General features: G+C 72.4%; 13 protein-coding genes. 7 read left to right on the forward strand and 6 right to left on the reverse strand.

Annotation, left to right across the window (positions count from 1 at the left end; translation table 11 throughout):
- Positions 1-20: 20 nt before the first annotated feature.
- The 5 genes from OG446_RS05775 to OG446_RS05795 are packed head-to-tail and all read right to left on the reverse strand — an operon-like array spanning position 21 to position 5,476.
- The gene (locus OG446_RS05775) at positions 21-821 is read right to left on the reverse strand and encodes a DUF1295 domain-containing protein (RefSeq protein WP_328893004.1); all 801 of its coding nucleotides are present in this window, start codon (positions 819-821) and stop codon (positions 21-23) included.
- Positions 818-2,185: a cyclopropane-fatty-acyl-phospholipid synthase family protein gene (locus OG446_RS05780; RefSeq protein WP_328893005.1), complete on the reverse strand. Its 1,368-nt coding sequence runs from the start codon at positions 2,183-2,185 to the stop codon at positions 818-820. Before OG446_RS05780 ends, OG446_RS05775 begins: the two co-directional genes overlap by 4 nt.
- A complete protein-coding gene (locus OG446_RS05785) occupies positions 2,182-3,486 on the reverse strand; it encodes a class I SAM-dependent methyltransferase (RefSeq protein WP_443050040.1) in 1,305 nt (434 codons plus the stop codon). The genes OG446_RS05780 and OG446_RS05785 overlap by 4 nt, the downstream gene beginning before the upstream one ends.
- Positions 3,483-4,208 carry a DUF1365 domain-containing protein gene (locus OG446_RS05790; protein ID WP_328898204.1) on the reverse strand — a complete coding sequence of 242 codons (726 nt, stop codon included), beginning with the start codon at positions 4,206-4,208 and terminating at the stop codon, positions 3,483-3,485. Before OG446_RS05790 ends, OG446_RS05785 begins: the two co-directional genes overlap by 4 nt.
- Positions 4,202-5,476 carry an NAD(P)/FAD-dependent oxidoreductase gene (locus OG446_RS05795; protein ID WP_328893007.1) on the reverse strand — a complete coding sequence of 425 codons (1,275 nt, stop codon included), beginning with the start codon at positions 5,474-5,476 and terminating at the stop codon, positions 4,202-4,204. The genes OG446_RS05790 and OG446_RS05795 overlap by 7 nt, the downstream gene beginning before the upstream one ends.
- A 192-nt stretch (positions 5,477-5,668) precedes the next feature.
- Between OG446_RS05795 and OG446_RS05800 the strand changes: the two genes are divergently transcribed.
- The 5 genes from OG446_RS05800 (at position 5,669) to OG446_RS05820 (ending at position 11,277) form a co-directional block, all read left to right on the forward strand.
- Complete coding sequence (locus OG446_RS05800; protein WP_328898205.1) at positions 5,669-7,276, forward strand: molybdopterin-dependent oxidoreductase; 1,608 nt, start codon at positions 5,669-5,671, stop codon at positions 7,274-7,276.
- 117 nt (positions 7,277-7,393) lie between these two features.
- Positions 7,394-8,047: a fasciclin domain-containing protein gene (locus OG446_RS05805; protein ID WP_328893008.1), complete on the forward strand. Its 654-nt coding sequence runs from the start codon at positions 7,394-7,396 to the stop codon at positions 8,045-8,047.
- 155 nt (positions 8,048-8,202) lie between these two features.
- Positions 8,203-9,738: an amino acid permease gene (locus tag OG446_RS05810; RefSeq protein ID WP_328893009.1), complete on the forward strand. Its 1,536-nt coding sequence runs from the start codon at positions 8,203-8,205 to the stop codon at positions 9,736-9,738.
- A gap of 4 nt (positions 9,739-9,742) precedes the next feature.
- Positions 9,743-10,732: an ADP-ribosylglycohydrolase family protein gene (locus OG446_RS05815; protein ID WP_328893010.1), complete on the forward strand. Its 990-nt coding sequence runs from the start codon at positions 9,743-9,745 to the stop codon at positions 10,730-10,732.
- A gap of 95 nt (positions 10,733-10,827) precedes the next feature.
- On the forward strand, positions 10,828-11,277 hold the full coding sequence (locus tag OG446_RS05820; RefSeq protein WP_328893011.1) for an SPW repeat protein: 450 nt from the start codon (positions 10,828-10,830) through the stop codon (positions 11,275-11,277).
- Positions 11,278-11,421: 144 nt separating this feature from the next.
- Here the strand turns inward: OG446_RS05820 and OG446_RS05825 are convergent, their stop codons facing one another.
- Complete coding sequence (locus OG446_RS05825) at positions 11,422-12,093, reverse strand: TetR/AcrR family transcriptional regulator (RefSeq protein ID WP_328893012.1); 672 nt, start codon at positions 12,091-12,093, stop codon at positions 11,422-11,424.
- 156 nt (positions 12,094-12,249) lie between these two features.
- On the opposite strand from OG446_RS05825, the gene OG446_RS05830 reads away from it, so the two are divergent.
- Together OG446_RS05830 and OG446_RS05835 are read left to right on the forward strand one after the other, a co-directional pair.
- Positions 12,250-13,068 carry an urea amidolyase associated protein UAAP1 gene (locus OG446_RS05830; RefSeq protein WP_328893013.1) on the forward strand — a complete coding sequence of 273 codons (819 nt, stop codon included), beginning with the start codon at positions 12,250-12,252 and terminating at the stop codon, positions 13,066-13,068.
- Positions 13,065-13,688: an urea amidolyase associated protein UAAP2 gene (locus OG446_RS05835; RefSeq protein ID WP_328893014.1), complete on the forward strand. Its 624-nt coding sequence runs from the start codon at positions 13,065-13,067 to the stop codon at positions 13,686-13,688. The genes OG446_RS05830 and OG446_RS05835 overlap by 4 nt, the downstream gene beginning before the upstream one ends.
- The last annotated feature ends 12 nt before the right edge of the window (positions 13,689-13,700 follow it).

A 13,700-nucleotide genomic window follows, 5' to 3' on the forward strand; every position in this document is an offset into this window, starting at 1 on the left:
CCTGGACCGGCACGGACTGCTCAGCGGCGCGGCGGGCGAGGCAGGAAGCCGCTCGTCCTGGACCGGTAGGCGGCGAACCCGGGCCGCTCGGCCATGTGCCGTTCCAGGAGCGCCTTCCCGCTGCCGCCGATGAGCAGAAAGCTCATCAGGACGGGCGAGACCAGCGTGGCGGCGGCCGGACCGGGCGCCTGGCACACGATCAGGAACAGGCCCCACCACACGCAGAAGTCGCCGAAGTAGTTCGGGTGCCGGGTCCACGCCCACAGTCCCCGGTCCATGATCTTGCCGTGGTTGGCCGGGTCGGCCCTGAACCGGGCGAGCTGGTGGTCGCCGACACCCTCGAACAGCAGCCCGACGGCCCACAGTCCCGCCCCGGCCCAGCCCCATCCCGCGACCGGCCCCGTGAGGTATCCGGCCGCCTGCACCGGGAGCGAGATCACCCAGACCAGCGCGCCCTGGAGCAGGTAGACCTTCCGCAGGGCGTACAGATCCGGGTTGCCCGGCGCCTCGGCGAGCATCGACGCGTAGCGCGGATCCTCCCCGTGGCCCCGGCCACGGCGGGCGATGTGCACTGCCAGCCGCAGCCCCCAGACGGCCGTGAGCACCGCGACCAGCAACCGGCGGCCGTCGTCGCCCTCACCCGCCGACAGGACGTACGAGACGAGGGCGACGATGGTGAAAGCAATCCCCCAGGCGATGTCGACGACCCGGTGCACGCCCTTGTACAGGCCGACCGCGAAGGTGGCGAGCATGACGGCCAGTGCGGCACCGGCACACGGTGCGAGGCCCTGTGCGAACGCCGCCCAGGAGAAGCCGCTCATCCGGTGGCTCCGGCCGTCTCCCCGTGACGGGCGGCAGGGACCTCGGCGGCGCCCGGGTACCAGCCGGCCCGGGTGACGGGCATCCCGGCCGAGCCGGTCGCGTCCGGCCGCACGGCGAGGATCTGGTCCACGCCCATGCGCCGTTCCTCGAAGGCGAGGGAGCCGCCCGCCAGATACAGCCGCCACACCCGCACGGTCTCCTCGCCGACGAGCGCGGCGAACTCCGCCCAACGCTCCTCCAGGGTGCGCCGCCACGCGTCGACGGTGCGGACGTAGTGCTCGCGCAGCCCGTCCACGTCCCGCACTTCGAGCCCCGCCCCCTCCAGCAGCCCCACGGTCTCGCCGAGGGGCCGCATGTGCATGTCGGGCGCGATGTACGACTCGATGAACGCCCCGCCGCCCGGGGCCTGACGCCCCCGCGACATCTGCTGGACGAGCACCCGGCCCCGCGGCCGCACCATTCCGTGCAGCGTCCCGGCGAAGCCCGGGTACTGCGCGTCGCCGACGTGCTCGCCCATCTCGACGGTGGACACCGCGTCATAACCGGCCTCATGGCCGGGTGCGCGGCCGATGTCCCGGTAGTCGCAGCAGCGGACCTCGACCAGGTCCTCCAGGTGCTGTTCGGCCACCCGCTGCCGGACGTACGCCGCCTGCTCCCGGGCCAGGGTGACGGCGGTGACGCGGACGCCGTGCCGGCGCGCGGCGTACAGCGTCAGAGACCCCCAGCCGCAGCCGATGTCCAGCAGCCGCGCGCCCGGGCGCAGGTCCAGCTTGCGGCAGATCAGCTCCAGTTTGTCGCGCTGGGCGTCGGCGGGACCGTAACCAGGTGCGTCGCTCGTCCAGTAGCCGCACGAGTAGGCCATGGTCTCGTCGAGGAGCAGCGCGTAGAACGCGTTGGAAAGGTCGTAGTGGTGGCTGATGGCGGCCCGGTCGCGGGCCTTGCTGTGCAGGACGCCGTGGAGTCCTGCCCGGGCGGCGGGGACCGGTGGCCTGGGGCCGACGGCTCCCAGGCGCAGTGCGGTGCCGACGGCCCGCAGCCGTTCGCCGGCCCCGGGGCGCGGCGGGCGCAGGCCGCGCTCGCGCACCGCGTGGCGCATCGCCCGCAGCCCGTCGGCGAGGTCCCCCTCGATGTCGATGTCCCCGGTGATGTACGCCTCGGCGAGACCGAGTTCGCCCGGTGCCCAGAGCAGCCGGCGCAGCGCCCGGCGGGAGCGGACGTGGACCAGGGGGCCGTCGGCGGCCCCCGTCTCGCTGCCGTCCCACATCCGTACCCTGACCGGGAGTTCGCCGCCGAGCAGGTGCTCGGCGAGGGGTTCGAGCCGCTGGGCGGCGCCGGTGGCCGCCCGCTTGCCGGTGAGTGTCATCGCGCCGTTTCCTGACGGGTCAGCAGCATCTGCTGCACATGGAGGTAACCGGAACGGAATCCCGCTTCGGAGTAGGCCAGATAGAAGGTCCACATGCGACGGAAGGTGGCGTCGAAGCCGAGGGCGTCGACATCGGCGGCCCGTTCGGTGAACCGTTCACGCCACAGGCGCAGGGTCTCGGCGTAGTGCGTGCCGAAGTCGTCGCAGCGCTCGACGCGCAGGGCGGTGTGTGCGGCCGTGACCTCGCCGATGGCCTCGACGGAGGGGAGGAGTCCACCGGGGAAGATGTACTTCTGGATCCAGGTGTAGGTGTTGCGGCCGGCCCGCATCCGGTCGTCGGGCATGGTGATGGCCTGGAGGGCGATCCGTCCACCGGGGGCCAGGCGCCGGTCCAGTGTGCGGAAGTAGACGGGCCAGAAGTCCGCGCCGACCGCCTCGATCATCTCGACGCTGACGACGGCGTCGTACACCCCGTCGACGTCCCGGTAGTCGCAGAGCCGGACGTCGACACGGTCCTCGAATCCGGCGTCCCTGATCCGGCGGCGCGCCAGATCCCGCTGCTCCCGGGAGAGCGTGACGGAGACGACGCGGGCGCCCCGGGCCGCGGCACGGATGGCCAGTTCGCCCCATCCGGTGCCGATCTCCAGGAGTTCGGTGCCGGGGCCGACCGCGGCCAGGTCGAGCAGCCGGTCGATCTTGCGGTGCTGGGCGGCGGGCAGCAGAGCGGGCTCGGCGGGGAAGCCGCGGAAGAGGGCGGCGGAGTAGCTGAGCGTTTCGTCGAGGAAGAGCGCGAAGAGTTCGTTGGACAGGTCGTAGTGGTGGCTGATGTTGTCGCGGGCGCCTTCCTGCGTGCCGAGCTGCCCGGCGGGGCGGCGGCGGGCCCAGAGTCCGCGCAGCCGCTGGAGGGGCGGCGGGATCAGGGTGGCGACCTGGTCGGCGAGGACGGTCAGGACGCCCACCGGGTCGGGCGTGTCCCACTCGCCCGCCATGTACGACTCCCCGAAGCCGATCAGGCCGTCGGCCCCGATGCGGCGGAAGAACGTGGCGGGGTCCGTCACGTCCATCAGCGGGCCGCCGAGACCGAGTTCCTCGCGTCCCGCGAGGCGGACCCGCAGTGGGAGGCGGGCCAGGGCGCGGCGGACGAGCCGTTCGGCGACGGCGGTCCGCAGCCGGGAGGCACGGGTCGGCCGCACGACGTCGGGCCAGCGGCCGGGATCGACGTCGGCGGTGGTGTCGACGGAAGCCGGGGCCGAGGGGGAGGACGGGGACGGGGAGTGGGTTGTGGTGGTGGACACGCTCACTGCATTCCTTCCTGGGTGCGGTGGTGGGGGCGGGGCTGTACGGGCAGTCCGCGGAGCAGGAGGCGGATGCCGTGCAGCCGGATGGCGGCCGACACGACGGCCGTGGACCAGGGGTGGCGGACGGCGAGGCGGAGCAGCTCGGCCGGGCCGGCGGGCCTCCGTACGCCCCGGACGGTGGCGGTGAAGGGCCGGGTGCCGGCCCGTTCCAGCTGGACCGTCAGGGTGAGCCGGGGGCCGGGTTCGGGCAGTCTCATCCGGTAGTCGCCGTCGGTGCCGAAGAACGGCGACACGTAGAACTCCTTGCCGGTGTCCGCCTGTCCGGAGCCGTCCGGACGCAACAGATAGCAGTGGCGTTCGCCGTACGTGTTGTGGACCTCGGCGACCGTGCAGAGCGGGGTGCCGTCGGCGCGGCGGCACCAGTAGACGGTCAGCGGGTTGAAGACGTGGCCCAGCACCCGGGCCTGAGTGAGCATCCGCACGGATCCGTCGGCGATGTCGATGCCGTGGGCGGCCAGGTAGCGGTCGAGGCCGGCCCTGATGGTCGGGGCCGTACCGCCGAAGTGGTCGCGCGGGTCGAAGCCCGCCAGCGGGCGCAGGGCGCGGGGCAGCCGCGGCGGCTCGTCCGGGTCGATCAGCCACAGGTAGGTGCGGTGCCGGAGGGCGTACCTGGTGGGCGCCGTCCGTACGTGCGTGATCGTGCAGGGGTAGAGGGCGTTCACCAGTCCACCCCCAGTGCGGCGGCCGCCTCGGCCCCCGAGCGGCAGCCGTCCTCGTGGAAGCCCCAGCCGTGATACGCCCCCGCGTAGGCGGTGACGGGGCCGGAGAGGGCGGGCAGCCGGGCCTGCGCGGCGACCGATTCGGGGGTGTAGACGGGGTGCTCGTACTCCATGCGGGCGCGGACCAGGCCGGGGGCGACGCGGTCGGCCCCGTTCAGGGTGACGACGAAGGTCTCGGGTGCGTCGAGGCGTTGGAGCCGGTTCATGTCGTAGCTGACGGTGACGTGCGCGGCGTCGGCGGAGCAGGACGGCATCAGGTAGTTCCAGGAGGCACGGGCACCGCGGGCGGCGGGCAGCAGCCGGGTGTCGGTGTGCAGCAGGGTGGGATTGCGGGAGTAGCGGAAGGCGCCCAGGGTGCGGGTCTCCTCGTCGGTCGGGTCGGCGAGGATGCGCAGTGCCTGGTCGGGGTGGGTGGCGATGACGACGGAGTCGAACGGCTCGGTGGTGTCGTCGGCGGTGACGAGGTCGACGCCGTCCGTGTGACGGCGCACGGTACGGACCGGGGTCGAGGTGCGGACGGCGCCGAGTTGCTTGGTGACCCGGTCGACGTAGGCCGCCGATCCGCCGGTGACGGTCCGCCACGCCGGGGAGCCGCCGATGGTGAGCATCCCGTGGTGGTCGAGGAAGCGGAAGAGGTAACGGGCGGGGTAGCGCATCGCGGTCACCGGGTCGCAGGACCAGACCGCGGAGACCACGGGGGTCAGGAAGTGGGCGGTGAAGTACGGGGAGAACCGGCCGCGTGCCGCGAAGTCGCCGAGCGTCATCGTGTCCGCGTCCGGGCCGCCGTCCGCCAGCAGGCGCCGGGCGGCCCGGTGGAAGCGGGGCACGGCGGCCAGCATCCGCAGATAGGCGGGGTCGCGGACCGTTGCCGGCCGGGCGAGGAGACCGGCCGGACCACGGGCACCCGCGTACTCCAGGCCGCATCCCTCGCACCGTACGGACATGCTCATCTCCGACTCCTGTGTCGGGACGGCGAGTTCCGCGAAGAGCCGCAGCAGATGCGGATAGGTGCGCCGGTTGTGCACGATGAAGCCGGAGTCCACGCGGTGGACCCGGCCGTCGGACGCGGGCAGGTCGTGGGTGTGCGCGTGACCCCCCACCCGGTCGTCCGCCTCGAACAACGTCACGTCGTGCGCCCTGCGCAGGATGTGGGCGGCGGTCAGTCCCGCCACCCCGCTCCCCACGACGGCTGTGCGTCGCCGCCTGTCTGTCATCACGCCCTCCTCGGCTCACCGGCGCAGGCCGCTCCTCGTACCGTCACGAAGGAGCGGCGATGCCTTTCGGCTGTGGTTCGTCACCGGTCGCGCCGCGGATTGGCGCGGGCCGATTCTCATTCGGTCGAGTGACAGACCAATCCGCCCGGCTTCGGGGAACGAATGCCGGTTGTGAGTGAAGATCAGAACGACATGCGGAACGGGGCCCAGTGGTCCCGGCGGTCCCGCTGGGCACGTGCGGCCTTCGCCGCGCTCAGCGGTGTGATCGCCGGGTTCTGTGCCCTGGCCGTCGCCGAGCTCGTCGCGGCGGTCGTACGTCCCGAGGCGGGTCCGGTCGCGGCGGTGGGCGGTGCGGTGATCGACCGCACTCCCCCGGCGCTCAAGGACTTCGCCGTACGGAACTTCGGCACGAACGACAAGCTGGTGCTCCAACTCGGCATCCTGGCCCTGCTGGCGGTCTTCGCCATGGCGGTCGGGGTGCTGGCGCTGCACCGCCGGCTGCTCGGCTCGGCGGCCGTCCTGGTCTTCGGGGTGGTCGGGGCGGTCGCGGCGGTCGGCCGGCCCGAGGGCCGGGTGTCCGACGCGCTGCCCTCGGTGGTGGGTGCCGTGGTGGCCGCGGGAGTCCTCTATCTCCTGGCCGGACGGCTGGCCCCGGTCCCGGGCCCCTCCCCCGCGGCTGGCGGGAGGGACGCGGAGCCGGACCACGGCACCTTCGACCGGCGGCGCTTCGTCATCGCGGCGAGCGCCGCGGCGGCGGCCTCGGCGGGCGCCGGACTGCTGGGACGGCGGCTCACCTCGGCCGTGCAGGCCGGGGCCGCCGCCTCACGGCGGGACCTGGTCCTGCCCGTGCCCGCCTCGGCGGCGCCCGCCGTACCCGCGGGGGCCGATCTGGGGATCCGCGGGCTGAGCTCGTTCGTCACCCCGAACAAGAGCTTCTACCGGGTGGACACGGCACTGGTCGTGCCGCGCGTCGATGCCGGCGAGTGGCGGCTGAGGATCCACGGCAAGGGCGTGAAGAGGCCCTTGACGCTCAGCTTCCAGGACCTGCTGCGCCGGGAGATCATCGAGCGCGACATCACCCTGGCCTGTGTCTCCAACGAGGTGGGCGGACCGTACGTCGGGAACGCCCGGTGGATCGGCGTGCGGCTGGCCGGTCTGCTGCGGGAGGCCGGGGTGAAACCCCCGTCCCGGGGCGGAGCCGCCGACCAGATCGTGGCGCGTTCGGTGGACGGCATGACGATCGGCACTCCGGTCGAGGACGTCATGGACGGCCGCGACGCGATGCTCGCCCTCGGCATGAACGGTGAGCCGCTGCCCTTCGAGCACGGCTTCCCGGTCCGGATGGTCGTCCCCGGCCTGTACGGATACGTGTCGGCCTGCAAGTGGCTGAAGGACATCGAGCTCACCACGTTCGACGACTACGACGCCTACTGGGTCAAGCGGTCCTGGTCCCGGCAGGCGCCCATCAAGACGGAGTCCCGCATCGACACCCCCCGCCCCTTCGCCTCCCCGAAGACCGGCACCGTCCCGGTCGCCGGGGTCGCCTGGGCCCAGCACCGCGGTATCCAGCGGGTCGAGGTCCGGGTCGACGGCGGACCGTGGAACACCGCACGGCTGGCTGCCGAGGACAGCCGGGACACCTGGCGCCAGTGGGTGTGGGAATGGCCGGCCACCTCCGGCAGTCACACCCTGGAGGTCCGCGCGACGGACCGCACCGGCGCCACCCAGACCGAGGAACGCGTCGGCACCGTACCCAACGGTGCTACCGGCTGGCACTCCGTGGTGGTCGACGTGTCCTGAACGGGCGTTCCCAGCGCGTTCACGCCACCCCGGGCTTACCTCACACGCCCCTCCACACACCCCATACCGATCACCGAACGTGACAGAACAGTCACACATCCACATCAGGAGAACATCATGAAGGTCATCCACGCCCGTCGCGCCGCCGTCGCACTCTCCGCCGCGATCGTCCTGCCACTGGCCCTGACGGCCTGCTCCAGCGACTCCGACGACAGCAGCGCGTCCGGCTCCTCGGCGAGCTCGGCGAAGGCCTCGGACAAGGCATCGGAGCCCGCCGGCGACACGACGCCCATGAACGAGCCCTTCGGTCCGGCCTGTTCGACGGTGCCGAAGGACGGCGCCGGCTCCTTCGACGGCATGGCGAAGGACCCGGTCGCCACGGCCGCCTCGAACAACCCGGCGCTCTCCACCCTCGTCACCGCGGTGAAGAAGGCCGGCCTGGTCGACACCCTGAACAACGCGGAGAACATCACGGTGTTCGCCCCGACCAACGACGCGTTCGCCAAGGTCCCGAAGGCCGACCTGGACAAGCTGCTCGCCGACAAGGCCGCGCTCACCAAGGTCCTCACCTACCACGTGGTGGGCCAGAAGCTGACGCCGAAGCAGCTGGAGAAGGGATCCTTCGACACGCTGGAGAAGAGCGAGCTGACGACGTCCGGTTCGGACATGGCGTACACCGTGAACGACTCCTCGAAGGTCGTCTGCGGCAACGTCCAGACGGCCAACGCGACGGTCTACATCGTCGACACGGTCCTGATGCCGGCCAAGTAGCGGCCCTCCCGCGCGGGAGCCACCGCCACCGCCCTCGGCAACCCGCCGCAGGACGTGAGCACTTCGGCCCCGCGCGGACACGGCCTCGTCACGCCCCGGAAACAGCGCGTCCCTAATTTCTGTCGCCCGACAGGAAATCGGCGACAGGGGCTGACATGACCGCCACCGCACCAACGGACGTACGACCGGATCCCGCCGGAACCGGCCAGGGCGACCACGCCTCCCTGGCCGGTTTCGGCTACCGCCAGGAACTGCACCGGTCCATGGGCCGGTACGCCTCGTTCGCGGCCGGCTTCTCCTTCATCTCCGTCCTGACCACCGTCTTCCAGTTCTTCGCGTTCGGCTTCTCCTTCGGCGGCGCCGCCTTCTTCTGGACCTGGCCGGCCGTGCTCGTCGGCCAGTTGCTGGTCGCCGCCTGCTTCGCCGAACTCGCCGCCCGCTACCCGCTGTCCGGCGCCATCTACCAGTGGTCGACCCGGCTCAGCACTCCCGCGTTCGGCTGGTACGCCGGGTGGATCATGGTGATCGGGCAGATCGTCGTGGTCGCCGCCGCGGCGCTGGCCCTCCAGGTGGTCCTGCCGGCCATCTGGTCCGGTTTCCAGCTGGTGGGCGGTGACCCGGCGCCCACCACGGCGACGGGCGCGGCCAACGCCGCGCTGCTGGCCGTGGCGCTCCTGGCCCTCACGACGACGGTGAACCTGCTCGACAACAAGGTCATGTCGGCGGTCAACCGCATCGGGGTGACGGCCGAGATCATCGGCGCGGTGCTCATCCTGGTCCTCCTGTTCACCCACACCGAGCGCACCCCCGGCGTCACCCTGCACACGGGCGGCCAGGGCGGCGCCCTCGGGGCGCTGCTCGTCGGTTCGTTCACCGCGGCCTACGTCCTGATCGGCTTCGACAGCGCCGGCGAGATGAGCGAGGAGACCCGCTCCCCGCGCCGCACCGCCCCGCGCACGATCCTGCTCGCGCTGGCCTCGGCGGGGGTGCTCGGCGGGCTGCTGGTCCTCGCGGGCATCCTGGCCGCACCGGACCTGACCAACGGCCGGCTGGCCACGGAAGGCCTGTCGTACGTGCTGACCAGCAGCCTCGGGGACGGCGTGGGCCGGGTGCTGCTCGCCGATGTGGCGGTCGCCGTCGCGGTGGCCACGCTCGCCATCCAGACGGCCGGTTCACGGATGCTGTTCTCGATGGCGCGCGACGGGGTGCTGCCCTGCTCGTCCCGGCTCGCCAAGGTCTCCCCGCGCACCGGGATGCCCGCCGCACCCGCCCTGTTCGTCGGCGCGGCGGCCGCGGCGCTCGGACTGCTGAACCTGGCCTCACCGGAGGCGTTCCTGGCGATCGGCACCACGTGCATCGCGATGCTGTACCTGGCGTACGCGATGGTCACGGGCCCGATGCTGCTGCGCAGGCTGCGCCGCCTCCCGCTCTCCCCCGCCACCGGCCCGGTCCACGACGAGGAAGGCAGGCCCCTCTTCTCGCTGGGCCGTTGGGGACTCCCGGTCAACGCGCTGGCCTTCGCGTACGGAGCGGTGATGACGGTCAACCTGGCCTGGCCGCGGGCTGCGGTGTACGACCCGGCGGGCGGGCACTGGTACTTCCAGTGGTTCACGGTGCTCTTCCTGGCCGTCACCATGCTGCTCGGCGCGGCTTATCGCGTGTACGCCAAGCGGTCGCCCTCCGTACGCTGACGGGATGAACTCCCTGAGCAGGCAGGACCGGGCGGCGGGTGCGGTGGTCGGATCGGCGGTCGGCGACGCCCTGGGCGCGCCGTTCGAGTTCGGACCGGCCGGCGTCTACACCGCCCGTTTCCCGGACGGCACCGGCACGATGTGCGGCGGTGGCGGCTGGGACCCCGGTGAGGCGACGGACGACACGCAGATGGCCGTGCTCGTCGCGGAGTCGCTGCTGGAGCGCGGGGGTCTCGACCTGCCCGACCTCTTCGACCGGTTCCGGCGGTGGGCCGCCGGCGATCCGAAGGACATCGGCCTCCAGACCGAGTCCGTCCTGACCAGCGGTGATCCGTGGGACACCGCGGCGGCACTGCACTTCCAGGTCAACGGCCGCGCGGCGGGCAACGGTTCACTGATGCGCGCCGCCACGTCCGCCGTGTACTTCGCCTGGCCGCAGCAGGCGGACGCGGACGCACGGGCCACGACCATGGACGCGGCCCGCCGGATCGCCGCCCTGACGCACGGCGACCGCGCGGCCTGGGAGGGCACCGCCGTCCTGCACGAACTGATCCGGGTCGCGCTGAACGGGGCCGACCCGCTCGCCGCCGTCCCGGAGGCGCTGGCCGCCGTGCACGCGGATCACCGGGAGCGCTGGGCGGCCGTCCTGGTGCCGGACTGGCACCCGGACCGGGCGACGGAGTTCAACGGAGCGGTGTGGCCCTGTCTGGGCACCGCGCTGTGGGCGCTGCGCACGACACGTTCGTACGAGGCCGCGCTGGCCTCGGCCATCGACGTGGGCGGCGACACCGACACCGTGGCGGCGGTGACCGGGGCGCTGGCGGGTGCGGTGCACGGACTCGGGTCGATCCCGTCGCGCTGGACGGATCCGCTGCACGTCCCGCTGCCGGGATACGGCGCCCGGGTGCTGCGTACCCCGGAGCTGATCTCACTGGCCCGGCGGCTGGACGACCGGTGCACGGATGCGGATCCTGCGGAGATTCCGTCGCCTTGAATCTACACATAAGGGGCATATAAGAGCACAATGGCAGGACAGGCCGCTGCCGCACACAGCGGCGGCCCGGCCTGCAGGACCAAAGGAGACGAACCATGTCAAACGTCTCGCACGCCGGTCACGACATGACCGGACACCCCGACGTCTCCGAAATGCGCGACCGCTACGACCGGATGATGGGCGGCCGCGACGTGGCGCTCGTCGACGGGCCGGTGTTCCTGGTCGGTCTGTACTGCGCCGTGTCGCCCTGGGTGCTGCACTTCACCACCTCGCAGGCCCCGCTCGTGACGCACAACCTGATCATGGGTATCGCGATCGCCGTGCTGGGGCTGGGATTCACCGTGATGCCGCAGCGGATGTACGGCCTGAGCTGGGCCATCTGCGCCATGGGCGCCTGGATGATCATCTCGCCCTGGGTGGTGGGCAGCAGCCCGGACATGGGCGTCGTGCTCAACAACGTCATCATCGGCGGTCTGACCGTCCTGCTGGGACTGGTCTGCGCAGGCGCGTCGATGAGAAGCGGCCGCGGCGGCGCCCGGGCCTGAAGCCCCCGCCCCCGCCTCCCGCTCCGTCAGCTCATTGCGTCCGCCCCGGAGAAAGGATCAGCCACCGTTGCCGGCCGGCCCGCGGGACAGGGGCCGGCCGACAGCCGTGCGGGCACCCGGCCACCCGGGCATCCCGGCCCCGGCTCAGCCCTCGCGCCCCGCTCCGCTCCCGGCTTCCCGCCCCGGCCCCACGATCCGCAGCGCCGCGTCCGCCGTCGCCGTCGCGAACGCCTCCGCCTCCCGCTCGGGCTCCGACAGGTGCACGAGGATCACGCCCTCGATGAGCCCGAAGACCAGGTCCGCCCGGAGCCGCGCCTCGTCCGCGTCGAGCGCCGCGCCCACCTCGGTGGCGACCAGCAGTTCCCCGTAAGCCGAGCGCAGCGCCGCCCGCACCCGGCGGAAGTCCGCGAACCGCTCGGCCCGCACCTCCGGCAGCACGTACAGCGCGCCCAGGTTGTACGGACCCCCGCACAACAGGGCCACGTCCGCCCGGCACAGCTCCCACAGGCGGTCCTCGGCCGGCCGGCCCCCGTCCGCGAGCAGCTTCTCGGCAAGGGCGAGCGAGGGGGCCACGGTCGACTCCAGGAGTGCCGCCAGCAGATCCTCCTTGCCCGCCACGTAGTGGTACATCGTCGCCTGCCGCATGCCCGCCCGTTCGGCGACGGCCCGGGTGGTGGTCGCCGCGTACCCACGCGTGGTGAACAACTCCGCTGCCGCGGCCAGAAGTTCGTCCCGCGCGGACAGTCCGCTGTCCGGGCGCTGGGTGGCGCGCGGCCTGCCGACCCGCCGGCCGCCGGTTCCTGAGGTACTGGGCATGGGCCGATCGTCGCACATCCCCGTCCCTCGCGATCTTGGTGAGCAGTCGGTAACTCCCGCGCAACCAACGGGCAATGGCCATGACTCCCCGGCCCCCTAATTTCTGTCGCGCGACAGAAACAAGCATCGGCAACACGTCGAGCCGGAGGTTCAGCCATGGCGACAGCGACGACACACGGAGCCCGGGACCACGCCCGCGCCCAGCACGGCACCCGGAGCGGGGCCATGCCGGTGGTTCCCGCGAGCGACTGGCCGGATGCCGCCCCCGGCACCCCGGTCTGGGCCGAGACGGTCGCGGGCGGCAACTACACGCACCGCGTCCTGGCCCGGGGCACCGAACTGCGCCTCACCGACCTCGCCGGCGACGCCTGCGCGCATCTGCTGCTCTACGCGGACGGGCGGCCGTGGGAGCGGCTGAACACGGCGGACACCGTGAAGGTCCAGTGGAACGCCTACCTGGGCGCGGGCCGGCTGCTCCTCTCCGACCAGGGACGGGTGCTCGCCTCGGTGACCGCCGACTCCTCGGGCCGTCACGACGCCCTGTGCGGCACCTCCACCCTGCGGAGGAACACCGAACGGTACGGCGACGGCACCCCCCAGTCCGCCTCCCCCGCCGGCCGCGAACTGCTGAAGCTGGCCGCCTCGAAGAACGGCCTCGAACCGCGCGACCTGCCACCGTCGCTCTCCTTCTTCCAGGGGATCCGGATCCGCGAGGACGGCACCACCGAGTTCACCGGTTCGGCCGGAGCGGGCACCGCGGTGACGCTGCGCGCCGAGCAGGACCTGACCGTGCTGATCGCGAACGTCCCGCATCCCCTGGACCCCCGCCCCGCCTACACGAGCACCCCGCTGGAGGTGCTGGCCTGGCGTGCCCTGCCGACGTCACCGGGCGATGCCCTGTGGGACGCCACGCCGGAGGGCCGCCGCGCCTTCCTCAACACCGTCGACTTCCTCACCGCCCGGGGGCTCGCATGACCACGTCCGCCACCGTCCTCACGACGACCGTCATTCCCGCCCGCGCGGCCTGGTCAGCGACCGTCCGGGCCGGCGAACAGCTCACCCTCACCGATCTGCACGGCAACCAGGCGGTGGACTTCCTGGTGTACGACGCCCATGACACGGCGGTCCGCTACAGCGCACCCGACACGATCCAGGCCGGGGTCGGCATCTTCCTGACCACCGGCAGCGTGCTGATGTCGAACGAGCACACCCCGCTGATGACGGTCACCGCGGACACCTGCGGCCGCCACGACACCGTGGGCGGCGCGTGCTCGAAGGAGTCCAACACCCTGCGCTACGGCCACCACACCTGGTCGCAGCACGCCTGCGTGGACAACTTCCTCGCGGAGGGTGCCCGGTACGGGCTCGGCAAACGCGATCTGGTGTCCAACATCAACTGGTACATGAACGTGCCCGTGGAGCAGGACGGCACGCTCGGCATCGTCGACGGCCTCTCCGCGCCCGGTAAGGCCCTCACCCTGCGGGCGGAGACGGACGTGCTGGTGCTCATCTCCAACTGCCCCCAGATCAACAACCCCTGCAACGGTTTCGACCCGACAGCGGTAGAGGCCACGCTCACCGGGACGAGCCGATGACCTCCGAGACAC

Source organism: Streptomyces sp. NBC_00236, assembly GCF_036195045.1.
Taxonomy (GTDB): Bacteria; Actinomycetota; Actinomycetes; order Streptomycetales; family Streptomycetaceae; genus Streptomyces.